Here is a 20,662-nt window from a genome sequence, read left to right as displayed (position 1 = left end):
CTTCCTTCGCTGAATGCGTTCTCATTCTTCTATTGGACCTCAGGTGTGTGCGGCGGCCAGGCTGATGAGAGCCCAGATCCGCGTGACAGGCGAAAGAGGTCCAAGGTCATGCACACCCGCCGCATCGGTGATGTCGAAGTGAGCTCGATCGGTCTGGGCGCCATGCCCATGTCCATCGAGGGACGGCCGGACGAGGAACGCTCCATCGCCACCATCCACGCCGCGCTCGACGCGGGCGTGACCCTGATCGACACCGCCGACGCCTACCACCGGGACGCCGACGAGGTCGGCCACAACGAGACCCTGATCGCCAAGGCCCTCGCCTCCCACGACCGGGGAGGTGACGTCCTCGTCGCCACGAAGGGCGGGCATCTGCGCCCCGGGGACGGCAGTTGGACGCTCGACGGCAGCCCCCGGCATCTGAAGGAGGCCTGCGAGGCCTCGCTGAGCCGGCTGGGTGTGGAGGCGATCGGGCTCTACCAGTTCCACCGCCCCGACCCCCGGGTCCCCTACGAGGAGTCCGTCGGCGCCGTGCGCGACCTCCTCGACGAGGGCAAGATCCTCAAGGCGGGCATCTCCAACGCGAACCCCGACCAGATCCGGCTGGCCAACGAGGTCCTCGGCGGCCGACTGGTCTCCGTGCAGAACCAGTTCTCCCCGGCCTTCCGCTCCAGCGAACCGGAACTGCGGCTGTGCGACGAACTGGGCATCGCCTTCCTGCCCTGGAGCCCCCTGGGCGGCATCTCCCGGGCGGGTGAACTGGGCTCGGCGCACGCCCCGTTCGCGCGGATCGCCGAGAAATACGGGGTGAGCCCGCAGCGGGTCTGCCTGGCCTGGATGCTCGCCAAGTCGCCGGTGGTCGTGCCGATCCCGGGCGCGAGCCGCCCGGCGACCATCCGCGACTCGCTCGCCGCCACCGACCTCGTTCTCGGCGCGGACGAACTCGCGGAGCTGGACGCCGCCTGAACCTCCGCCCGCCCCGCCGGTGCCTTCCGCCGCGTCCGCCACATCGCTCTTCCGTGGCCCGGCCCGCATGCGGACTGGCACCGGCGATCGTGGTGTCTCTAGGATGGACTCCCTGTCCTGCCAGGCCAGTTGGCGGCACAAGCTGGGGGAAAGATGAGCACCGGTAAGAAGCTGTCCACGGAGATCGACGCCTCCGTACCCACGGCCGCGCGTATGTACGACCACTATCTGGGCGGCAAGGACAACTACGCGGCCGACCGGGCGGCCTGCGAGGAACTCGACAAGGTCGTCCCCAGTACCCGCAGGCTCGCCGTGAACAACCGGCGTTTCCTCCAGCGGGTGGTGCGGACCCTCTCGACGGAGTACGGCATCCGGCAGTACCTGGACCACGGCTCCGGCCTGCCCACCCAGGACAACGTCCACCAGGTGGCCCAGCGCATCGACCCCACCACGCATGTGGTCTACGTCGACAACGACCCGATGGTCCTCGTCCACGGCCGGGCGCTGCTCGAGCAGGACGAGCGCACCGCCGTCATCCACGCGGACATGCGGGAGACCGATGAGATCTTCGACCACGAGGACACCCAGCGGCTGATCGACTTCTCGCAGCCCGTCGCCGTGCTGTTCAACTCGGTGATGCACTGCATCCCCGACAGCGAGACGGACGGGCCGGCCGCGGTGGCCCGCCGGGTCCGCGAGCGGCTCGCGCCGGGCAGCTTCATGGTGATGTGCCAGCTGGTCAGCGAGGACCCCGAAGTCCGCGACTTCGTCACCAACTTCATGGACCAGGCGACCCAGGGTCACTGGGGCCGGGTGCGTGAGGAGAAGGACGTCGCCGAGTGGTTCGAGGGACTGGAGATCCTCGACCCGGGGCTCGTGGAGGTCTCCACCTGGCGCCCCGACTCCGAGGTGGCCCCCCGCCAGCTCACCCACGAGTGGATCGAGTTCGGCGGCGTCGCCCGACTCGTCTGACCCGGAACCGAACGCCCCTGACGCGGCCGGGAAGGGGAGCGAATGGAACGCACCGTGCGCACGGTGGAGGACGTCCTCCAGCTGCTCGACGGCCTGTTCGCTCCCCAGGCCGATCGCTGGAGCGCGGACGCCGGTTCCTGGTGGGACGGCTTCTACGCGGACCGCTCCAAGCCCGTTCCCTTCTTCGTGCCGAAGCCGGACGAGAACCTGGTCTCGTACCTCGACCGCGGTCTCATCACCCCGGGCCGCGCCCTCGATCTGGGCTGCGGGCCGGGCCGCAACGCGCTGCACCTCGCCTCCCTCGGCTTCGAGGTCGACGCCGTCGATCTCTCACCTGCCGCCATCGCCTGGGCCAGGGAGCGTGCGCACGAGACGGCGGCCGACATCCGCTTCGCGTGCGGCGATGCCTTCTCACTGCCGGACACCGGACTCAGCGGCCCCTACGACCTGATCTACGACTCCGGCTGCTTCCACCATCTGCCGCCGCACCGTCGTGTCAGCTACCTGGCACTCCTGGAACGGCACCTCGCACCCGGCGGCCGCTTCGGCATCGTCTGCTTCGCCGACGGGGCCGTGGGATCGGACCTGCCGGACGCGGAGTTGTATCGCCGGGGCCGCCTCGAGGGCGGTCTCGCCTACTCGGCCCGGTCCCTGCGCCGGATCTTCTGCGACCTGACCGAGATCGAACTGCGGCGGATGCGCGACGAGCCGCCCGACTCCTCCTGCTTCGGCGAACCCTTCCTCTGGGCAGGCCTGTTCGGCCGTGGCAACTGAGAGCCTGCGCCGCCGTGACCGAAGTCGAAGTGGCCGTATGCCACTCAGCCGCCGTAACGCTGCTCCATCGTCTGCCGCAACAGCCGCAGCGAGTCCCGGGGTTCGAGCGCGTCGTCCGCCAGCCGGTCCAGGGCGAGCCGGTACTCCTCCGTCTCGTCCCGGTCCTCCAGGAAGTTCGCGCTCTTGATGTGCTCCAGATAGACGACGTCCGGCAGATCCAGGCCCCCGAAGCGGAGGTAGGTGATCGGTATGGCCGGGGCGGACGCGTTGGTCACGTCCAGGGGGACGACCTGCACCGTCACATGGGGGCGCTGGGCCATCTCTACGAGGTGCGCCAGCTGGGCCCGCATGACCTCGCGGCCGCCCAGCACCCGCAGCAGCACCGACTCGTCGATCACCGCCCACAGCTGAGGCGGGTCCGCGCGCTGCAGCAACTGCGCACGCCGCGTGCGCAGTTCGACGCGTCGCGCCACCTCGCCGGCCGCCGCGGTCGGCAGGCCGCGTTCCACCACCGCCCGTGTGTAGTCCGGGGTCTGCAGCAGGCCGGGGACGTACTGGATCTCGAAGGTACGGATCGCCGCGGCCGCCTCCTGGAGCCCGACCAGGCGGTCGAACCACTCGGGCATCAGCCGCTTGTCGTACCGCTGCCACCAGCCCGGCTCACCGGCCCGCTGCAACAGCTTGAGCAGCACCGAGGCCTCGTAGTCGTCGGTGCCGTACAGCTGGAGGAGGGCGCGTACGTCGCTCTCCGACGGGGGCTTGCGGCCCTTGCCCGACTCGATGCGGGACAGCTTCGCCGGGCTGAACCCGAGGGCTCGCGCCGCCTGGTCCTGGGCGAGCCCGGCATCCTCGCGGAATCCCGCCAACTGGACGCCGACCAGCATCTTCAGCAGGGTGGGAGCCGGTTCGGACCGGTCCAGATAAGGTTCCAGACGGGAGGTGCGATGCGACGCGGCAGACATCCTGACTCCCAGTAAACCGGCACAGAGACGACTCACACTATCGCACGCAGGGTGGCCGTTCGGCATCATTCCGTAGGTGCCGGTGGTGGCACGGGAGTTGGGACCACCGGCACCTCGGATCCCGCACCTCACAGGAGGTGGTCGAACTCACCGTCCTTCGCGCCGGCGAGGAACGCCGCGACCTCGGCCGGTGTGTAGACCAGCGCGGGACCGTCGGGATCACGGGAGTTGCGCAGGGCGACGCCGCCGTCGACGAGTGTGGCCACTTCGACGCAGTTGCCCTCGGCGTTGCTGTGCCGGCTCTTGACCCAGCGGGCGTCGAGCAAACTCGCCCGCACTCCGTTCTGCACTGGTGGCACTGCAGTCTCCTTGCTGTTCACGTTCTTCGCCGGGCGCCGTGCCCGGCCGTGCGGGATGGGACAGGGGTGCACAACAGCAACCTCCGTGGCCCCACCCAATCTTCGCGCAATTTCTCGTGCAATTGCACGCGGGCGCCTTCAGCGTGGATAATAGCTCCAGCGTCAACCCCTGCGGTTGCGCCCCGTCTTGACGTCGCATCAAGGAGATGCCGTGTCGTCACCTGCGAACCATGCGATCCGGCCGCCGAGCCAGGCTGTGCCGGAGGCGGGTGATGCGGGCCCGGCCGGTGAGAGCGTGCGGCGTCCGGGTCCCGCCGGCGCACAACCGCGACCGGGCTCCCTCGACACCGCCGCACTGCTCGTCAGCTGCAGCGGGGAGGGTTTCGCCCGGGCCCGCGCCTTCACCCGCGAGACTCTGAGCTGCTGGTCCCTCGACCACCGCAGCGACGACGCCACCCTCGTGATCACCGAACTCGCGGCCAACGCCGTGGCGCACGCGGTGAGCCGGCCCGCGGCGGGCGGTGCGGCCGAGGTGTGGCTGGCGTTGTCCCTGAACCCCGCCCATCTGCTGGTGACCGTCTCCGACCCCGCAGACGAGCCACCCGCGTACACGCCCGCCGACGTCACCGCCCTGCGGGAGCACGGCCGTGGCCTGTACATCGTCGACGCCCTGGCTCAGGAGTGGGGCTGGACCTCGCGGCCCCCGGCCGGCAAGTCCGTCTGGGCCAAGCTGTCGACCGCCCCTCCTCCCTGACATGACTGCCGTGGAAAGGTCTCACGCCATGCGCACCGCTCCGGACCAGCCGAGCAACGAGCGCACCAGCCGCCCCGTGCCCACGACCGGGGTGGCGCCGACCACGCCCCTCGCGGCGCTGAGCCGGGTGCCCTGGGCCGAGATCCAGGACTCCACCGGCTGCGCCGCGGCCATCCCGCTGCTCCTCAACAGCGTGGCCTGGGGTGACCCCGACACCGCAAGCGCCGCACTCGGCGACCTGCGCAAGCGCATCTGCCAGTACGGCTTCGTCGTGGAGCAGGCCACCGCCGCCACCGTCCCCTTCCTCTGGGAACTCGCCCAACTCCCGCAGGTGACCTGCCGGGCGGAGATCATCCAGCTGCTTCGGAGCATCGCCGGCGCCCGCCAGTGGGAGAGCACGGCGGCCGTCTACCCCAAGTTGCTCAACCACCGCGAGAACCCCGTGGTGTGGGAGCGTCAGGCCCGTCAGGCCGTCCGCGCCAAGAGCGGCGCCCTCAGTCTGCTGATGGCCGACGACGACACCGAGATCGCCCACGCCACCACGGAACTCGCCCGCACTCTGGACGAGTAGGAGTCCTCTCCACCGCCTGGTGTATCCCTCGCCGACGAGGGGGAGAAAGCGCTTGCCCTCACATCGGCAACCGGGGAGGACCGCCGACGATGGCATCGTCGCTGGAGAAACCGCTCGACCACCGCTATCGGGGCGAACACCCGATACGCACGCTCACCTACCTGTTCCGTGCCGACCGCCGCCGACTGGCCGCGGCCGCCACGGTGTTCACCGTCAAGCACAGCCCGGTGTGGCTGCTGCCCCTGATCACCGCGTCCATCATCGACACCGTCGTCCAGCATCAGCCGATCGCCCGGCTCTGGACCAGCACGGGCATCATCCTGTTCATCCTTCTGGTCAACTACCCACTGCACCTTCTCTACGTCCGCCTCCTGTACGGCAGCGTCCGTCGCATGGGCACCACCCTGCGCTCCGCCCTGTGCACCCGCATGCAGCAGCTGTCCATCGGCTACCACTCGCGGGTCAGCGCCGGTGTGCTGCAGGCGAAGGTGGTGCGGGACGTCGAGACGGTCGAACAGATGGTGCAGCAGACCGCTGAGACCGGCCTGGGCGCGATCACCGTGCTCGTCGGCGGCCTCGTCATCATCGCCGTACGGACACCGGAGTTCGTGCCGGTCTTCCTCGTCGTCGTGCCCGCCGCCGCCCTCGTCGTGGCCCGCCTCAGGGCCCGACTGCGCACCCACAACGAACACTTCCGGCACGAGGTCGAGACCCTGTCGTCCCGCGTCACGGAGATGACCCGCCTCATTCCGGTCACCCGCGCCCACGGCCTGGAGGGCAAGGCGCTGCGCCGCATGGACGGCACCCTGCGCCGCCTGCTGACGTCCGGGATGCGTCTCGACCTGGTCAACGGCCGCTTCGGCTCGCTGGCCTGGGTCGTCCTCAACGTGGTCGGCGTGCTCGTCCTCGCCGCGGCCGCGCTGGTGTCGTACTACGGCGTCTGGGGCGTCACCCCCGGCGACGTCGTGATGCTCAGCGCGTTCCTGACCACGCTCACCAACTCCACGACAACGTTGGCAGGACTCGCCCCGGTCATCACCAAGGGCCTGGAGTCCGTCCGCTCCGTCGGCGAGGTGCTCCAGGCGCCCGAACTCGAGGACAACGAGGGCAAGGCCCGGGTCGACTCGGTGCGCGGGGCCGTCGAATTCCAGGGCGTGGGCCACGCGTACGACAACGGACGGCCCGCGGTACGGGACTTCACCCTGTCCGTCACCCCCGGCGAGACCGTCGCCCTGGTCGGTGCGTCCGGTGCGGGCAAGTCCACCGTCCTCAACCTCGTCATCGGTTTCATCCGGCCCACCGCGGGACGGCTGCTGCTCGACGGGACCGACATGAACACCCTCGACCTGCGCACCTACCGGCGCTTCGTGTCCGTCGTACCGCAGGAGTCCATCCTCTTCGACGGCACGATCCGGGAGAACGTCGCCTACGGCATGGACGACGCCGACGAGGAGACGGTACGCACGGCGCTGCGCGACGCGAACGCACTGGAGTTCGTGGACCGGCTGCCGCAGGGCCTCGACACCCTGGTCGGCGAGCGCGGCGCCCGGCTGTCCGGCGGGCAGCGCCAGCGCCTGGCCATCGCCCGGGCCCTGATCCGCGATCCGCGGGTGCTGGTCCTCGACGAGGCGACCTCCGCCCTGGACACCCGCTCCGAGGCGCTCGTCCAGCAGGCGCTGGCCCGGCTGCTGCGCGGACGCACGACCTTCGTGGTCGCGCACCGGCTGTCGACCGTGCGGGGCGCCGACCGCATCGTGGTGATGGGGGAGGGCCGGATCCTGGAGACCGGCACCCACGAGGAACTCCTGCGCCGCGGCGGGGCCTACACCGCGCTGCACGCCGGACAGGTCGCCTGAGGCCGGGCCCGCCTGCCAGGCGTCACGCCGCGCTGCTCCGGGGCACCCGGCGGGGGCACGCCGAGTCGTGGTCGGTGCCGCAGCTCGTCCACCAGCGTTCACAGCACGCGGTGTCGAGCTCGGCGCGGACGATGTCCTCGGCGGCCCCCGCACCGGGCCCGCCCGGACCCGCCGCCCGCCTCCACATTTCGGCCAGGGCACGCCGTTGGTCGCAGAGCACGCTCTCCCGTACCACCGCGATGACCGGGACCAGGCTCGCGGCGGCGAACAGGCATACGGCCCACGGAGGGCCGTGACGCAGAGCGAGGACCGCGGTCCAGGCCAGTCCGGTGCTCGTCGCGAGGTAGAGGGCGCTGGGGAGGCCTGCGGAGCGGTTCATGGGCGTATACCGTTCATGGTGCGAGGGATGCCCCTTGTTCAACGGTTTGCGGCGCTTGGGGAAGCGGGTGCGGCCGCACGGTATTGCGCCAATCGCGTGCCGGGCGGCAGCGGATGGGATTGAGCCGGTGCAGATGGGGCATACGCAGCGAAAAATTCGAGAGAGGGGCGCTTCGTGCTCGTTCCGGACCCGAAGACCGTCAGAACCCTGCTGACCCGGTACGCGTCATTGAGGATCGCGCAGGCGGAAAGGGAGAGACCGGCGACGGCTCGTGAGCTGGAGGACGTCAGTTACACACTGTGCGTGATGATGGGCACCACCGACGTCCGTGAAGCGGTCGCCAGGGCCGACGCCCTGCTGCCGGCCGCCGGATGTGCGGACCCGGACGGCGAGAACAGCCTGCCACTGGCCGGGTGACACCAGGCCGGACCCGGCGGGCGGTCAGGAGCGCGCCCCCGCCGGGACGGCCTCCTTCGCGTGAAAGGCCGCGCGGTACGCCTGCGGAGTGGTGCCGACGACCCGGCGGAAGCGTTCCCTGAACGCCGTGGGGGAGCCGAACCCCGCCTGCCGCGCGATCCGTTCGACGGGGTGGCCGGTGTTCTCCAGCAGGTACTGGGCGCGCCGCACCCGGGCTCGCAGCAGCCACTGCAGAGGCGTGCTGCCCGTCTGTTCGCGGAATCGGCGGCTGAAGGTGCGCTCGCTCATCCCCGAACGGGCGGCCATCGCCCCGAGGGTGATCTCGTGGGCCAGGTTGTCCTCGACCCACTCCAGGAGCGGCTCCAGCGTCGACCCACGGGGCACCGGCGGGTGGTCGTGCACGATGAACTGAGCCTGTCCGCCCTCCCGTTCGAGGGGCATCACCGACATCCGGGCGGCGTGCGCGGCCACCGCCGAGCCCAGGTCCCGGCGGATCATGTGCAGACACATGTCGAGGGCCGCCGCCGCACCCGCGGAGGTCAGGATCTGACCGTTGTCGACGTACAGCACGTCCGGCTGGACCTCGACGGCGGGGAAGCGCCGAGCCAGTTCGTCCGCGGCCACCCAGTGCGTGGTGGCACGCAGCCCGTCCAGGAGCCCGGCCTCCGCCAGCACGAACGCGCCCACGCACACGGACGCGATCCGGGTGCCGGCCGCCGCGGCCTCCCGCAGTGCGGCCAGCGCGCGCGGGGAGGGCGGTCCCGCGGTGGGGGAGCAGCCCGGCACGATGACCGTGTCCGCCTCCGCGAGGGCATCGAGTCCGTGCTCGACCCGCAGGGTGAAACCGCCGTCCGCGCGGACCTCCGGCGACTCGGCGCACAGCCGGACGCGGTAGGCGGAGCGGCCGTCGGGCAGCTGTGTCCAGTCGAACACCTGCATGGGCGCCGCCATGTCGAACGGCACCACATCGTCGAGAACCAGGATCACCACGGAGTGCATGACCGCCACGATAGGTGGATTCCCGCCAGAGCCACGACCACGGGGTCAGGCGGGAATTCCCGGCGAGGCGCCTTGGCGGGAATCCGTTGGAACCTGTCGTTTCAGCCCCTGTGTGATCACTCGGCGGGTTCCTAGGGTGAGCGGGCACCGCCGACCGCACCGGAGAAGGACCCGCCACCCCATGACCAAGTTCCTGTTGACCCTGCACGTCCTCGTCGCCATCGTCGCCGTGGGGCCGGTGACCGTCGCGGCCAGCATGTTCCCGCCGGCGGCCCGCCGGGCCCACGCGGAGGAGGCCGGGGTCGGCACGGTACGGCTGCTGCACCGCATCTGCCGGGTCTACGCCGGTGTCGGCGTCGCGGTCCCGGTCCTCGGCATCGCCACCGGTGCCGCGATGGGCGTCCTGGGCGACGCATGGCTGACCACGTCCATGGCCCTGACCGCCGCGGCCGCCGGAGTCCTCGCCGCCTTCGTCCTGCCCCGGCAGGGCGAACTGCTCGAGGAGCTGACCGGACAGGGGAGCGTCGAACGCCGCGGCACCGTCCAACTCGCCATGTTCACCGGCATCTTCAACCTTCTGTGGGCGACCGTGACCGTCCTGATGATCGTCCGCCCGGGGTCCACCACCGGCGCATGACCGCCCGCGAGCCGTCAAGCCCGACGTCGGAATTCGTACGCCGGTGCGTGGAGGCGCCTAGACTCGTCAACCGTGCCCATGCGCGTGGGCCCGCGAAAACGAAAGGCGCGTTGACGGGTGTTCCAGGATTCCCCCATCTACGACCGACTCGTCGCCGAGCGCGGCGACGTCCCCGCTCTGACCCGCAGGGAGGCCGAGCGCGTACGCAGGGAACTGGAGTACGTCATGCGGCCACTGCAGTCCCTCATGCCCCCGCCCGTCCCCGAGCGACCGGCCTCGCCCGGTCAGGGATGGGTGCCGGCCCTTCCGCCCGCCGCCCCGCGGCCCTACTGACCCGGCCTCAGGAAACTGTGGTGTTCGCCCCGTCGGCGTGCGAGCGCGGGTCCGGACCGGGCCGGGCCAGCCACTCGGCGATGCTGCGCGCGATCGGCTGGCCCGTCTCGACCTCGACGAAGCCGAACTGACCCGACTGGTTGCACTCCAGGAACCACCAGGTCCCGTCCCCGTCCTCGGCGAAGTCGAAGGCGCCGTATGCCAGTTCGGCCACCCGGAGATAGTCCCGGACGGCCGCGGCCACCCGCGGCGGTACCTCGGTGGGCTCCCAGGAGGAGGTGGGCGGGGCGAAACGGACGTCCACCTCGTCATCGGGCCCGGTCACCTTCCGGGCCGCCAGCATGGTCTCGCCCACGACGGTCAGGCGTATGTCGGCCCGTTTGGCGACCCGCCGTTGCAGCAGCGTGGGCCCGAACGCGACAGCCGAGAAGTCGGTGTCCGGCGCGACCCGGCTGGTCGGCACCGCCCGCGGCGGGTCCTGGGGGTGCGCGCCGGAGACCGGCTTGACCACCAGATCGGGATAGCGCTCGGCGAACTCGCGGGCGGCCTGCGGGAACGTCGTCACGATCGTGGCCGGGACGGGCAGTCCGCAGCGCTGGGCGAGCCGTAGCTGCCAGGGCTTGTGACGGGCCCGGCGGGCCGCGTCGGGGTGGTTCATCCAGCGGGCGTCGCTGCCCCGGAGCATGCCGTACAGCGCTTGGGCGGACTCCTCGGTCAACCACTCCGAGGGCGCGGCCGCCCGCGCCGCGGGGGTGCCCGGGCGGCGCACCCAGATCGAACGCAGCCCGGAGATGCCCACCAGACGGCCGCCGGCCGACAGGTGGCCGCGGAACGTGCCGTGCACGTACTCCCCGGACAGTGCGACACCGTCGGTCAGGTCGGCCGGGTCGAGCCGGACCACCGGTACCCCCGTGGCGTTGAGGTGCACGACGACCATGTCGGCCGTCACGTCCTCTTCGCAGGTAAGAATCAACACGGTCATCGGTCGGCGACCTGTGTTCAGTCGTCGAAGTGAGTCTTGGAGCCCGCCGTGGAGGTGGTGGTCCCCAGTTCCCTCATCAGCGCGTGGTCGCGGGCCGCGACCCGGCCGTCCATGAGCACGTTCAACTGCAGCCCGGAGTCGTAGACGTACGGAGTGGTCGCCTCCAACGTCGCTGCCGGACGTGCGTAGTTGAGCGCGAACGGTTGCATCGTCTCTCCCTCGCCGGTACTGCCTCTCGCAGACGGCATCTCCCCACGACGCCGTCAGGTCAGCCGACTTCCTTCGGCTTCCAGAGACTTATACGAATCGAACGAGTGATTGGTTTCCTTACACTGCGTAATCACGCTCGGCGGGACGTCTCCCGGTCCCGCCGGTCGAGTCGCAGCGCCGCCCGGTCGGCGGGGGAGCCGCGCAGGGTGCGCAGGGCGAGCAGCAGGACGCCGATGTCGTCGAGGTACACCGGGTCCGGCATCAGATCGGTGGGCAGGACGAAGTACAACAGGGCGCCCCAGAAGACCCAGCGGGGCCCGGTGGGAAGTCCCGCCCGTCGCAGACCGCGCCGGGTTCTCACGAGCCGCACCAGCAGTCCCACGGCCACCGCCAGCGCCAGCGCCGCGAGCACAGCGGCGACGACGATCAGTGCTGTGGTCGAATCCACGGGCCGACCTCCTCCTCCGGGCGCCGTGCGGCGCACTGTCTGACGGATTCCCGCATCCGGTCCCGCTAAGGCCTGCCGAGGGGCGGCACTCACACCCATGGCTCATCCGAGTGGCACGCCGTCGTGTACCCGCTTACGAATGGGTCATCTCAATGTCGCGGTCGCACGACGGGGGCGCGTAGGAGGACCGCACTCTTTGTCTGGAGCAGAGCATGACCACCGGCCCGTCTGCAGTTAACCCGAACGATTCCGCCATACCGATGGACGGCTCGTACGGCGATCCCGTCGGCGACCTGGTGCGTGCCGCCGTGGCCGACCGTCCCCTGGAGGAGGTCGTCCACCTCATCACCCTGCTGGAAGAGTCGCCCCAGTACGCGCAGGCCACGGGTGCGGCCCTGCGTGCCGTCGGCGTGGACCGGTCCGTGGAGGATGTCACCCGGCTCGTCGCCCTGCTGACCCGGCCGCCACGGGACCCGGGCAGCGCCGACGAGGCGATCCGGGCCGCCGCCGAGTCCCGTCCGGTGGAGGAGGTGACCCGCCTGGTGGCCCTGCTGAACCGGTCCGAACTGCAGCCCCACTGCGGTCAGGAGGCGATGCGCGCGGCGGCGACCGGCCGGCCCGTGGAGGAACTCGTCGAGCTCATCGGGCGGCTGGCGACGGAAAGGCCTCCGCCGCCCCCGCAGCCGTCGTACGAGGCGTGCGACGGCGAGGGACGGCTCGGACCGGAGCTGCCCTGGATGCCGGGTCTGAGTGTGTTCCCGGCCCCGCCACCGCATCCCCCCGCACCGAGGTGGCCCCAAAAGGCACCCGCGTGGCCGGGCAGGCTCGCCGCCCTGGCACTGCTGGTCTGCGGTGTCCTGTGCTTCCCCGTCCACCAGGACGGGGCATCCCTGCAGGTGTACGGATTCGCGCTCGGGGTGTCGTTCCTGTGCGTCCTGCTCGCCGTGCTGATGATCCGCCCCACCCTCCCGGTTCTGGTCTTCGCGGTCGTCGTGCCGGCCGGGGTGGCCGCGGGCCAGTTGCTCTACGGTCGGTTCCGCTCCGAGGGGCTCGCCCGGGCCCTGGCGTTGCCGCTCGCGCCGGCCTGGCTCGCGGGGACGGTGGCCGCGTGCGCTTCGCTGGCCGCGCTGACCGCGTTGGTGGTGCACCTCGCGTCGCCGACACCGCCGAACGGCGTCCTGACGGAGCGGCGGACGGCCGAGCCGGTCCGCGAGGCGGCCGACGCTCCGCTGGCCCCCTAACCCGCTGAAGAGCCGCCCCTCTCCCGGATGCCGCCGAGCACGCGGTCCGGTGTGAGGGGCAGCTCGCGCAGGCGCACGCCGGTGGCGTGGAAGACGGCGTTGCCGATCGCGGCCGCCGTCCCCACGATGCCGATCTCGCCGATGCCCTTGCTGCCCATGGGGTTGAGGCGGGTGTCGTCCTCGTCTATCCAGTGCGCCTCGATGTCGGGCACGTCGGCGTGTGTGGGCACGTGGTACGTGGCCAGATCGGACTCGGCGAAGTCACCGAACGCGGAGTCCAGTGTGCTGCCCTCGGTCAGTGCCATGCCGAGCCCCATGGTCATGCCGCCGACGAACTGGGAGCGGGCGGTACGTGAGTTGAGTATGTGCCCGGCGGCATACACCCCCAACAGCCTTCGGACCCGGGTCTCGCCGGTGACCGTGTCGACGGCGACCTCCGCGAAGTGGGCGCCGAAGGCGTGCCGGGCGAACGGGCTGTCGGCGTCCGCCCGGCCGGCCGTGTCGGCACGAACCTCGATCCCTTCAGCCGGCGGCGGCCCTTCGGCCAGGCGTTCCGCGAGCCGGGTGCACGCCTCGTGCACCGCCCAGCCCCAGGAGGCGGTGCCCGACGAGCCGCCGGCCAGTGACGCGGCGGGCAGCTCGCTGCTGCCCACCTCGGTCCGCACGCGGGCCACCGGCACGGCGAGCGCGTCCGCGGCGATCTGTGCGAGCACGGTCCGGGCGCCCGTGCCGATGTCGGTGGCGTTGATCCGTACGAGGAAGGTCCCGTCGGGCAGCGCCCGTGCCGCCGCCGTGGACGGCTGCACCAGAACGGGATACATGGCGGCCGCCACCCCCGACCCCACCAGCAGCGGGCCCTCGGCGCGGGAACGCGGCCGTGGATCCCGCTCGGCCCAGGAAAAGCGCCGGGCGCCCTCGCGCAGACACTCCACCAGGTGCCTGCTGCTGAAGGGCTTGCCGCTGTCGGGCTCGGTGCCCGGCTCGTTGACGATCCGCAACTCCACCGGATCCATGCCGAGTTCGGCGGCCAGTTCGTCCATGGCCGACTCCAGGGCGTACATGCCGGGAGCCTCGCCGGGGGCCCGCATCCAGGACGGGGTGGGCACGTCGAGCGGCGCCACGCGGTGCGTCGTACGGGAGTCGGGGGCGGCGTACATCACGCGTGCGGGCACGGCGGCCTGCTCCACGAACTCCTTGATCCGCGAGGTGTGGGTGGTGACCTCGTGGAGCAGGGAGGTGAGCCGCCCGTCGGGGTGGGCCCCGAGGCGCAGTCGGTGCAGGGTGGGGGCCCGGTGTCCGACGACGGCGGGCAGGAAGCGGCGGGGGAGTGCCAGGGTGACAGGCCGTCCGGTGTGCCGGGCCGCCATCGCGGCGAGCACCACGTCCGGACGGGGTGTGCCCTTGGACCCGAAACCGCCGCCCACGTGCTCGGCGAGAACGGTGACGTGTTCCTCCGGCAGGCCGAACAGGCCGGCCAGGACGGCGCGTACGACCGTGGAGCCCTGTGTGGAGGTGTGCACCGTGAGCCGGCCGTCGTGCCACTCGGCCGTCGTGGCGTGCGGTTCCATCGGGTGGTTGTGCAGCGGGGGCACCCGGTAGTCGACGTCGACCCGGACCTCGGCGGACGCGAACACGCCCTCGGGGTCGCCGTGTTCACGGCTTCCGGGGTATCCGCCGTTGGCCTGCTCGGGGGCGTACGCGTCCGGGTGCGTGGCGGTGAGGGTGACGTCGTGGTCCTCCACGGCGTAGTCGACGCGCACGGCGGCGGCACCGGCGCGGGCGGCCTCCAGGGTCTCGCCCACCACCAGGGCGACGAACCAACCGCGGTGCGGGACACGGGAGTCGCGCAGGACGCCGAGCGTGGGGTCCTCCGGCTCGGACAGCCTCGGCGCGTTCTGGTGGGTGAGCACCGCCAGGACGCCGGGCACGGCCAGGGCGGCCGCGGTGTCGATGCCGGTGACCCGGCCCCGGGGGACCGAGGCGGGCACGGGCCAGGCGTGTGCCCGGCCCAGGCAGGGCTGTTCGGCGGCGTAGCGAGCGGTGCCGGTGACCTTCTGCCGGCCTTCGCGGCGCTCGACGGGAGCGCCCAGAACGGTAGCGGAAGTGGCGTCCACGGCGTCCTCCTCAGGTCCGGGCGGCGGCGGTGAGCCGGGTCAGGACGTCCAGCGCGAGCGAGCGCGCCAGGGGCAGCTTGTAGGCGTTGTCCCGCAACGGCTCGGCGGCGGAGAGCTCCAGGTCGACCGCGTGCTCGAACGCGGCCGCCGTGGGCGCGGCGCCCACCAGCGCCTGCTCGGCCCGCCGCGCCCGCCACGGCCGGTGCGCCAGCGCGCCGAAAGCGATCCCGGCATGGTCGACCACCCCGTCCGTCACCCGCAGTACGGCGGCCACCGAGGCGAGGGCGAAGGCGTACGACGCCCGGTCCCTGGCCTTGCGATAGGCGGACGGCAACCCGGCGGGGGCAGCCGGCAGCAGCACGCCGGTGACGAGTTCGCCGGGGAGGATCTCGGTGTCCCGCTCCGGGTGTTCCCCCGGCAGGCGGTGGAATTCGGCCACGGGCACGCTCCGGGCGCCCTCGGTGCCGTACAACTCGACGCGGGCGTCCAGCGCGGCGAGCGCGACGGCCATGTCCGAGGGGTGGGTGGCGATGCAGTGCGGGGAGTGCCCGAGCACCGCGTGGTCCCGGTGCACGCCCTCACGTGCGCCGCAACCACTGCCCGGCGACCGCTTGTTGCAGGGTTTGGAGACGTCCTGGAAGTAGGGGCAGCGGGTGCGCTGGAGCAGGTTGCCGCCCGTGGTGGCCGCATTGCGCAGCTGCCCCGAGGCGCCCGCGAGCAGGGCCTGGGAGAGGGCGGGGTAGCGGGCGCGGACGGCCGGATGGGCCGCCAGGTCGCTGTTGCGGACCGTGGCGCCGACGCGCAGCGAACCGTCCGGGAGCTCCTGGACCTCGTCCAGGGGCAGCCGGCCGATGTCGACGAGCAGGTCGGGCCGTTCGACGCCGAGCTTCATCAGGTCGACCAGGTTGGTGCCGCCGCCGAGGTAGCGGGCGCCGGGACGGGCGGCGAAGAGCTCGGCCGCCTCTTCGGGGCTGGTGGCCCGTACGTAGTCGAAGGTCTTCACCGGATCACGTCCTCGACCGCGTCGACGATGCGTGGATAGGCGCCGCAGCGGCACAGGTTGCCGCTGAGCCGCTCGCGGATCTCGTCCCGGTCCAGCGGTACGGGACGGCCTGCGGGTGTCTCGCCGGTGACGCGCGAGGGGTGGCCCGCCGCGGCCTCGTCGAGCATGCCGAGCGCCGAGCAGAGCTGGCCGGGGGTGCAGTAGCCGCACTGGAAGGCGTCGCGGTCGAGGAAGGCCTGTTGCAGGGGGTGCAGTTCCTCCCCGTCGCCACCGAGGCCCTCGACGGTCCGGACCTCGCTGCCGTCCAGGGCGACCGCGAGCAGCAGACAGCTGTTGACGCGGCGCCCGTCCACCAGGACCGTGCAGGCCCCGCACTGTCCGTGGTCGCAGCCCTTCCTGGCACCCCACAGGTCCAGATCCTCGCGCAGGACGTCGAGCAGGACGCGCCGGTGGTCCACGAGGAGGGTGTGGGGTTTGCCGTTGACCGTGAGCGTCGTCTCCGAGCAGGTGGCGTTGTCGCTGTTCTCGCCGCTCATGTTGACGGTGACCTTCCGGACGGGCCGAGGTGCTGTCCCCACCGCGTATCCACAGCGGGCCCTCCGACACCTCCCGTCACCCCGGGAAAAGGGCCCCGCCTACGCTGGCGCCATGAACGCAGACGTCTTGCGCGCCGCCTACGAGGCCTTCGCGGTCGTCGTACGCCCCCTCGGGGACGAGGAGTCCTGGCGGCCCACCGGCTGCGCGGGCTGGGCGGTGCGCGACCTGGTCTTCCACTGCGCGGGGGACGCCCAGCGGGCCCTGGTCGCCCTGCACACGCCCGCGGCGGGACCGTCCGACCGGGACGCCGTGACCTACTGGCGGGACTGGGCGCCCGACCCCGCCGGCGCGGCGAACGGACGGCGCTGGAACCGGGTGAGCGCCAGCATGTTCCTCGACTTCCCCCAGCTGCGGGACCTCTGCCTGGAGACCACCGCGGCCACTGTGAACGCCGCCGCGGACGCCCGGCCGGATCTGCTGGTCGCCACCCAGGGCCATGTGCTGACGGCCGGGGACCTCATGCTCACCCTCGCCGTCGAGGCCACCATCCACCACCTCGACCTCGTCACCGACCTGCCGGAGGCCGTCGGACCGTCCCCGGAGGGCCTGGCCGCGGTGCGCGCCACCCTCGACGGTCTCCTCGGCCGGCCCGTTCCGCTCGACTGGAGTGACGAGCACTACGCTCGCGCCGCCACCGGACGTACGCCGCTCACGGACCCCGAACGCCGCGCCCTCGGGGCCGACGCGGACCGCTTCCCGCTGTTCAGCTGATCTGCCTCTTCAGCTGATCTGCTGGTCCGAGTCCTCGTCGCGGGCCGGGGGCTTCAAGGTGCCCTTCCAGCGCCCGAACGTCCGGGACAGCTGCTGCAACGGCGAGGTGGCCTCCGCATCCGCACGGGGCTCCGGTGCCGGGGCGTTCTCGCGGTAGATGGCCAGCGCCTCGTTCGCCCGCTCGGCGGCCTCCCGGTACAGGTCCCGGGACTTCGTCATGGCCTCGAGCGCATCGGCGTACATCGTCACGAGCGCGCGCTCGCGTGCGAGTTCCTCCTGCATCGTCAGCAACTGCCACTGCTCCCGCAGAGAGGTCACCGCCGCCCAGGCGTCGTCCGGCAGCGGCTTGGGCATCATGGCGTAGCGCGTCACGGTCGCGATGAGCTCGGTGGGCTCCGAGCCGTCGAGGAACACACTGCGTACGGAGAAGTCCTGGCCGTCGTAGCCGGGCGGCACCGGCGTCCCGGGCAGCACCACGGCACCGCCGCGCGGCACCTCCACACCGAAGTCCTTCACGGCCCAGTTCAGGACCCGCAGCTGGTGCGGCTGCGCCCGGTGCTCGACCACGCGGTGGCGCAGACCGGGCGGCACCATGTCCGCCAGCGGGCGACGGCCGCGCTGGTCGGTGGTCATGGCCTCGTGGACGACGACATGTACGGCCCAACTGCCCCGCACGGCCTGCCGGAGCAGCCGCCGTACGTCCTTGTCCTCCTCGGGCAGCACACTCAGGTCCCTCAGACGCAGCCCCGTGGCGGCGTCACGGTCCCAGAAGACGTCCGCGCTGTCGGGCCAGAACATGGTCGCGGGCGACGGCCACCGCAGATCCCAGGGCTGCTCCGCCTCGGCCGCCAGCACCCACTCCTGTCCGCCGCTCGACACGGGGGCGAGCGAGAGCCGGGCCCGGACGGTCACCTCGTCGGCGACCCGCCAGCGGGCCTCGAAGATCCGGTCCGGGTCTTCCCCGGTCCCGGACGGCTCCCGGAAGTCGTCGAGGGCCCCGCTCTCCTTCAGTCGCTCCAGGTTCTGCCGCAGGACGTCGGCCGCGTCGGATCCGAGATGGCGGCCGCGGGCCAGCCAGACGGTGGAAGGTGCCGTGGGGTCTGCCTTGGGAGTGCTTGACATGGGTCCATCTGTGAGAAGGAGTGGTGCGTGCCGGGGCCAAGTATCGTCGCCGCCGACCCGTACGGACCAGGCGGGTCCGGCAGGCGGACACGTTCGGTGTGCGATACCCGCCGACCCATGATCTGCCCCGCGCACACGGGGCGCACACGCTCCGCACAGAGCAACCGCGCTTCACTCGTGCCCGGTTCGGGACCCCGCACGCCAAAATGACCTCCCGAACAGGGCCCGCCCACCATCCGCATTGGGGCGGGCCCTGTTCGCCGTTCCCACCCGATCGCGCGTTTCGGCTCGCTGAATATATCGGGAGCCGATATATTCTTGTTTCATGGCACCGAGGAACATGACACAGGCGGCGTTCTTCGTTCTGACCGCCCTCGCCGACCAGCCGCGGCACGGCTACGGCATCCTGCGCGAGGTCGAGGAACTGTCCGAAGGGGCCGTACAGATGCGCGTCGGCACCCTCTACGGCGTACTGGACCGGCTCACCGCCGACGAACTGATCGTGCTGGACCGCGAGGAGGTGCAGCAGGGCCGGCTCCGGCGCTACTACCGCCTCACCGACGAGGGCACCGCGGCCCTGGACGCCGAGGCGGAGCGGCTGGCCGCCGGAGCGAGCGCCGCGAAGAAGCGCATCGCCGAGGGACGGCGTACCCCCGGAAGTGCTCCTGGAACGACCGGCACGCCCGCCACGGGGCGCGGACTCGCCGGAGGCCTGGCATGACGACGCTGCTCGAAGCGCGGTACCGCGCCGTCCTGCGGCTGCTGCCCGCCTACTACCGGCGCGAGCGCGAGGAGGAGATGGTCGAGACCTACCTCTGGGACGTCGACCAGGAGACCCAGGACCAGAGCCGGCCCACCCTCGGCGAGGTGGCGAGTATCGTCGCGCTGGCCGTGCGCAGCAGGCTCGGCGCGGGCGGCGTGCCCCGCCGCTACGCCGTGCTCGGCTCGGCCGTCCGCCTCTTCGCGCTCTTCGCCGTCCTGCTGCAGGCGGCGTCCGCCGTGGTCGACCGGGTTCTGGGGCTGACCTGGGCGTCGACCCGTGGCGGGAGTCAATGGGACATGTTCGCGGACGGCTTCACCGGCCACGGCGTATGGGCCGGTGCGGAAGCGGCCGCCCAGTGGTTCCTGCCGCTGCTGTGGGCGGTCGCCTACTTCGCCCTCGTGCGCGACCGCCGCCGTCTCGCCCAGGCGTCCGCGCTCGTGGCGGCGCTGCCGACGCTCCTGCCGCTGGTCGATCTCTGGGCCCTCGACTTCGCCCCCTCGGACTCCGCCTATGTCGTCGCGGCCGCCGTGCTGGCCTGGTCGTCGGCGCTGGCACTCTGCGCGGCCCATCACCGGGACGCGCCCCCGGCGGCTCTACCCGCGGGCGCGCCCGGCCTGGTCTTCGCCGCCTGCTGTGTGCTGATGGGCGGCTCCGTGGTGGCACTGCCCGGCGGGGTCGACACCGTCTGGGCGCTCGTCACGTGCTACCTCGTGACGGCCCTCGCCTGGGTGCTGTACCGCGCGCGGGGCGAGAACCGCGTCCCCGCAGAGGAGGCGGCGGCCCTCGCGGCGCTGGGTCTGCTCCTCCTGGCGGTCCGGATCACCGCGGTCCACCCGTGGCTCGACGTCCTGCCCGGGGCATTGCGCGTGGGTGTCCTGACCCAGGTGGCGGCCCTCGTCGCACTGACCGCCGCGCTGGCCGTCGTGAGCGGACGCGACCTGCTCAGCCGTGGTACGTGATGTACCCGTTGCCGTCCCGGTCGTTGGCGCTCTTGGTGTACGCGTGGGTGTCGGCGTGGCTGCCCGACGGCTTGTACAGGTAGATCGTGTCCTTGTCGTTGTTCCACATGAAGTTGCAGTTGTCGCGGTACACGACGTTCCTCGCGTCCGAGTCGTCACCGCGCCCGCCGCGGAGCTTGACGTAGTCGCCGGGCTGGAGGGAGTGACTGGCGGTGAAGGTGAACTTGTTGCCCGCCGCGTCCTTCACGACGTACCCCTTGAGGTTCACCGTCGCGGTCCGCGAATAGTTCTTGATCGTCAGGTACTCCTCGTCGGTGTTGCCGGTGGCGCAGCTGTTGGAGTCCCGGCCCGGGGCGTCGTACTGGACGCCCTTGATCTTCAGTGCCGACGAGTACTCGGCGGCGTGGGCCGGGACCGCGGTCAGCACGGTCAGCGCACCTGCGGCCGCGACCACGGCTATGTGTCCTCCGCGCATGGAAAAGCCCCCCTGTGAAGGTCTCGTGAAGAAGACCTGGAGCGTATACAACGCGGAG

Annotated in this window: 25 protein-coding genes; 13 read left to right on the top strand and 12 right to left on the bottom strand. The window is 71.6% G+C overall.

What is annotated here, in order from left to right; all coding sequences use genetic code 11:
• Positions 1–108: 108 nt before the first annotated feature.
• The 3 genes from M2157_RS05875 (at position 109) to M2157_RS05865 (ending at position 2,712) form a co-directional block, all read left to right on the top strand.
• On the top strand, positions 109–966 hold the full coding sequence (locus M2157_RS05875; RefSeq protein WP_280860730.1) for an aldo/keto reductase: 858 nt from the start codon (positions 109–111) through the stop codon (positions 964–966).
• 153 nt (positions 967–1,119) lie between these two features.
• Positions 1,120–1,938, top strand: a complete 819-nt coding sequence (locus tag M2157_RS05870; protein ID WP_280860729.1) for an SAM-dependent methyltransferase — start codon at positions 1,120–1,122, stop codon at positions 1,936–1,938.
• 42 nt (positions 1,939–1,980) lie between these two features.
• On the top strand, positions 1,981–2,712 hold the full coding sequence (locus M2157_RS05865) for a class I SAM-dependent methyltransferase (RefSeq protein WP_280864645.1): 732 nt from the start codon (positions 1,981–1,983) through the stop codon (positions 2,710–2,712).
• Positions 2,713–2,756: 44 nt separating this feature from the next.
• On the opposite strand, the gene M2157_RS05860 is transcribed toward M2157_RS05865, so the two are convergent.
• Both M2157_RS05860 and M2157_RS05855 read right to left on the bottom strand, forming a co-directional pair.
• Entirely contained in the window at positions 2,757–3,674 is a 918-nt protein-coding gene (locus tag M2157_RS05860; RefSeq protein ID WP_280860727.1) for a helix-turn-helix transcriptional regulator, read from the bottom strand.
• Between the two features lie 128 nt (positions 3,675–3,802).
• Positions 3,803–4,033, bottom strand: coding sequence for a DUF397 domain-containing protein (locus M2157_RS05855; RefSeq protein ID WP_280860726.1), 231 nt, complete (start codon positions 4,031–4,033; stop codon positions 3,803–3,805).
• Positions 4,034–4,244: 211 nt separating this feature from the next.
• On the opposite strand from M2157_RS05855, the gene M2157_RS05850 reads away from it, so the two are divergent.
• From M2157_RS05850 to M2157_RS05840, 3 genes are all read left to right on the top strand, one after another.
• Entirely contained in the window at positions 4,245–4,787 is a 543-nt protein-coding gene (locus tag M2157_RS05850; protein WP_280860725.1) for an ATP-binding protein, read from the top strand.
• Between the two features lie 28 nt (positions 4,788–4,815).
• Positions 4,816–5,358, top strand: a complete 543-nt coding sequence (locus M2157_RS05845) for a hypothetical protein (RefSeq protein ID WP_280860724.1) — start codon at positions 4,816–4,818, stop codon at positions 5,356–5,358.
• An 89-nt stretch (positions 5,359–5,447) separates the two neighbouring features.
• Positions 5,448–7,214 carry an ABC transporter ATP-binding protein gene (locus tag M2157_RS05840; protein WP_280860723.1) on the top strand — a complete coding sequence of 589 codons (1,767 nt, stop codon included), beginning with the start codon at positions 5,448–5,450 and terminating at the stop codon, positions 7,212–7,214.
• Positions 7,215–7,236: 22 nt separating this feature from the next.
• Here M2157_RS05840 and M2157_RS05835 read toward each other — a convergent pair whose 3' ends face one another.
• A complete protein-coding gene (locus tag M2157_RS05835; protein ID WP_280864644.1) occupies positions 7,237–7,593 on the bottom strand; it encodes a hypothetical protein in 357 nt (118 codons plus the stop codon).
• A 174-nt stretch (positions 7,594–7,767) separates the two neighbouring features.
• Between M2157_RS05835 and M2157_RS05830 the strand changes: the two genes are divergently transcribed.
• Positions 7,768–8,010 (top strand): DUF5133 domain-containing protein, encoded by a 243-nt coding sequence (locus M2157_RS05830; protein ID WP_280860721.1) that lies wholly within the window; start codon positions 7,768–7,770, stop codon positions 8,008–8,010.
• A 24-nt stretch (positions 8,011–8,034) separates the two neighbouring features.
• Here the strand turns inward: M2157_RS05830 and M2157_RS05825 are convergent, their stop codons facing one another.
• Complete coding sequence (locus tag M2157_RS05825; protein WP_280864643.1) at positions 8,035–9,009, bottom strand: helix-turn-helix domain-containing protein; 975 nt, start codon at positions 9,007–9,009, stop codon at positions 8,035–8,037.
• 181 nt (positions 9,010–9,190) lie between these two features.
• Here M2157_RS05825 and M2157_RS05820 point away from each other — a divergent pair, with 181 nt between their 5' ends.
• Both M2157_RS05820 and M2157_RS05815 read left to right on the top strand, forming a co-directional pair.
• Positions 9,191–9,646, top strand: a complete 456-nt coding sequence (locus tag M2157_RS05820; RefSeq protein WP_280864642.1) for a hypothetical protein — start codon at positions 9,191–9,193, stop codon at positions 9,644–9,646.
• Between the two features lie 117 nt (positions 9,647–9,763).
• A complete protein-coding gene (locus M2157_RS05815; RefSeq protein ID WP_037713967.1) occupies positions 9,764–9,979 on the top strand; it encodes a hypothetical protein in 216 nt (71 codons plus the stop codon).
• Positions 9,980–9,986: 7 nt separating this feature from the next.
• Here M2157_RS05815 and tgmB read toward each other — a convergent pair whose 3' ends face one another.
• The 3 genes from tgmB to M2157_RS05800 form a co-directional block, all read right to left on the bottom strand.
• Positions 9,987–10,961 carry an ATP-grasp ribosomal peptide maturase gene (gene tgmB / locus M2157_RS05810; RefSeq protein WP_280860718.1) on the bottom strand — a complete coding sequence of 325 codons (975 nt, stop codon included), beginning with the start codon at positions 10,959–10,961 and terminating at the stop codon, positions 9,987–9,989.
• Positions 10,962–10,978: 17 nt separating this feature from the next.
• The gene (gene tgmA, locus M2157_RS05805) at positions 10,979–11,170 is read right to left on the bottom strand and encodes a putative ATP-grasp-modified RiPP (RefSeq protein ID WP_031037338.1); all 192 of its coding nucleotides are present in this window, start codon (positions 11,168–11,170) and stop codon (positions 10,979–10,981) included.
• 131 nt (positions 11,171–11,301) lie between these two features.
• Entirely contained in the window at positions 11,302–11,619 is a 318-nt protein-coding gene (locus tag M2157_RS05800) for a YkvA family protein (protein WP_280864641.1), read from the bottom strand.
• A 212-nt stretch (positions 11,620–11,831) separates the two neighbouring features.
• Between M2157_RS05800 and M2157_RS05795 the strand changes: the two genes are divergently transcribed.
• Positions 11,832–12,860 (top strand): hypothetical protein, encoded by a 1,029-nt coding sequence (locus M2157_RS05795; protein WP_280860716.1) that lies wholly within the window; start codon positions 11,832–11,834, stop codon positions 12,858–12,860.
• Here the strand turns inward: M2157_RS05795 and M2157_RS05790 are convergent.
• From M2157_RS05790 to M2157_RS05780, 3 genes are read right to left on the bottom strand one after another with little or no spacing between them, the layout of a single operon-like run.
• Complete coding sequence (locus M2157_RS05790; protein ID WP_280864640.1) at positions 12,857–14,974, bottom strand: xanthine dehydrogenase family protein molybdopterin-binding subunit; 2,118 nt, start codon at positions 14,972–14,974, stop codon at positions 12,857–12,859. The two genes, M2157_RS05795 and M2157_RS05790, sit on opposite strands and share 4 nt — an antisense overlap.
• Positions 14,975–14,984: 10 nt before the next feature.
• Positions 14,985–15,977, bottom strand: coding sequence for a xanthine dehydrogenase family protein subunit M (locus tag M2157_RS05785; protein WP_280860714.1), 993 nt, complete (start codon positions 15,975–15,977; stop codon positions 14,985–14,987).
• Complete coding sequence (locus M2157_RS05780) at positions 15,974–16,513, bottom strand: 2Fe-2S iron-sulfur cluster-binding protein (protein ID WP_280864639.1); 540 nt, start codon at positions 16,511–16,513, stop codon at positions 15,974–15,976. Before M2157_RS05780 ends, M2157_RS05785 begins: the two co-directional genes overlap by 4 nt.
• 112 nt (positions 16,514–16,625) lie before the next feature.
• Here M2157_RS05780 and M2157_RS05775 point away from each other — a divergent pair, with 112 nt between their 5' ends.
• Positions 16,626–17,285, top strand: a complete 660-nt coding sequence (locus M2157_RS05775) for a maleylpyruvate isomerase N-terminal domain-containing protein (RefSeq protein ID WP_280864638.1) — start codon at positions 16,626–16,628, stop codon at positions 17,283–17,285.
• A 9-nt stretch (positions 17,286–17,294) separates the two neighbouring features.
• Here M2157_RS05775 and M2157_RS05770 read toward each other — a convergent pair whose 3' ends face one another.
• Positions 17,295–18,407 carry a hypothetical protein gene (locus M2157_RS05770; protein ID WP_280864637.1) on the bottom strand — a complete coding sequence of 371 codons (1,113 nt, stop codon included), beginning with the start codon at positions 18,405–18,407 and terminating at the stop codon, positions 17,295–17,297.
• 340 nt (positions 18,408–18,747) lie between these two features.
• On the opposite strand from M2157_RS05770, the gene M2157_RS05765 reads away from it, so the two are divergent.
• Both M2157_RS05765 and M2157_RS05760 read left to right on the top strand, forming a co-directional pair.
• The gene (locus M2157_RS05765; protein ID WP_280863704.1) at positions 18,748–19,128 is read left to right on the top strand and encodes a PadR family transcriptional regulator; all 381 of its coding nucleotides are present in this window, start codon (positions 18,748–18,750) and stop codon (positions 19,126–19,128) included.
• On the top strand, positions 19,125–20,129 hold the full coding sequence (locus M2157_RS05760; protein WP_280864636.1) for a hypothetical protein: 1,005 nt from the start codon (positions 19,125–19,127) through the stop codon (positions 20,127–20,129). The genes M2157_RS05765 and M2157_RS05760 overlap by 4 nt, the downstream gene beginning before the upstream one ends.
• On the opposite strand, the gene M2157_RS05755 is transcribed toward M2157_RS05760, so the two are convergent.
• Positions 20,113–20,604, bottom strand: a complete 492-nt coding sequence (locus M2157_RS05755) for a lamin tail domain-containing protein (RefSeq protein ID WP_280860709.1) — start codon at positions 20,602–20,604, stop codon at positions 20,113–20,115. The two genes, M2157_RS05760 and M2157_RS05755, sit on opposite strands and share 17 nt — an antisense overlap.
• Positions 20,605–20,662: the final 58 nt, after the last annotated feature.

The sequence above is a fragment of the Streptomyces sp. SAI-127 genome (genome assembly GCF_029894425.1).
Taxonomy (GTDB): Bacteria; Actinomycetota; Actinomycetes; order Streptomycetales; family Streptomycetaceae; genus Streptomyces.
Note: the sequence above shows the minus strand (reverse complement) of the source record. Positions and strands in the feature narration are given on the sequence as shown.

Excerpts from the sequence above, each read along its gene's own strand:
- M2157_RS05875 (WP_280860730.1), top strand. The coding sequence starts at position 109 with ATGCACACCCGCCGCATCGGTGATGTCGAAGTGAGCTCGATCGGTCTG.
- M2157_RS05870 (WP_280860729.1), top strand. The coding sequence starts at position 1,120 with ATGAGCACCGGTAAGAAGCTGTCCACGGAGATCGACGCCTCCGTACCC.
- M2157_RS05865 (WP_280864645.1), top strand. The coding sequence starts at position 1,981 with ATGGAACGCACCGTGCGCACGGTGGAGGACGTCCTCCAGCTGCTCGAC.
- M2157_RS05860 (WP_280860727.1), bottom strand. The coding sequence starts at position 3,674 with ATGTCTGCCGCGTCGCATCGCACCTCCCGTCTGGAACCTTATCTGGAC.
- M2157_RS05845 (WP_280860724.1), top strand. The coding sequence starts at position 4,816 with ATGCGCACCGCTCCGGACCAGCCGAGCAACGAGCGCACCAGCCGCCCC.
- M2157_RS05840 (WP_280860723.1), top strand. The coding sequence starts at position 5,448 with ATGGCATCGTCGCTGGAGAAACCGCTCGACCACCGCTATCGGGGCGAA.
- M2157_RS05835 (WP_280864644.1), bottom strand. The coding sequence starts at position 7,593 with ATGAACCGCTCCGCAGGCCTCCCCAGCGCCCTCTACCTCGCGACGAGC.
- M2157_RS05825 (WP_280864643.1), bottom strand. The coding sequence starts at position 9,009 with ATGCACTCCGTGGTGATCCTGGTTCTCGACGATGTGGTGCCGTTCGAC.
- M2157_RS05820 (WP_280864642.1), top strand. The coding sequence starts at position 9,191 with ATGACCAAGTTCCTGTTGACCCTGCACGTCCTCGTCGCCATCGTCGCC.
- tgmB (WP_280860718.1), bottom strand. The coding sequence starts at position 10,961 with ATGACCGTGTTGATTCTTACCTGCGAAGAGGACGTGACGGCCGACATG.
- tgmA (WP_031037338.1), bottom strand. The coding sequence starts at position 11,170 with ATGCAACCGTTCGCGCTCAACTACGCACGTCCGGCAGCGACGTTGGAG.
- M2157_RS05795 (WP_280860716.1), top strand. The coding sequence starts at position 11,832 with ATGACCACCGGCCCGTCTGCAGTTAACCCGAACGATTCCGCCATACCG.
- M2157_RS05780 (WP_280864639.1), bottom strand. The coding sequence starts at position 16,513 with ATGAGCGGCGAGAACAGCGACAACGCCACCTGCTCGGAGACGACGCTC.
- M2157_RS05775 (WP_280864638.1), top strand. The coding sequence starts at position 16,626 with ATGAACGCAGACGTCTTGCGCGCCGCCTACGAGGCCTTCGCGGTCGTC.
- M2157_RS05770 (WP_280864637.1), bottom strand. The coding sequence starts at position 18,407 with ATGTCAAGCACTCCCAAGGCAGACCCCACGGCACCTTCCACCGTCTGG.
- M2157_RS05765 (WP_280863704.1), top strand. The coding sequence starts at position 18,748 with ATGACACAGGCGGCGTTCTTCGTTCTGACCGCCCTCGCCGACCAGCCG.
- M2157_RS05760 (WP_280864636.1), top strand. The coding sequence starts at position 19,125 with ATGACGACGCTGCTCGAAGCGCGGTACCGCGCCGTCCTGCGGCTGCTG.
- M2157_RS05755 (WP_280860709.1), bottom strand. The coding sequence starts at position 20,604 with ATGCGCGGAGGACACATAGCCGTGGTCGCGGCCGCAGGTGCGCTGACC.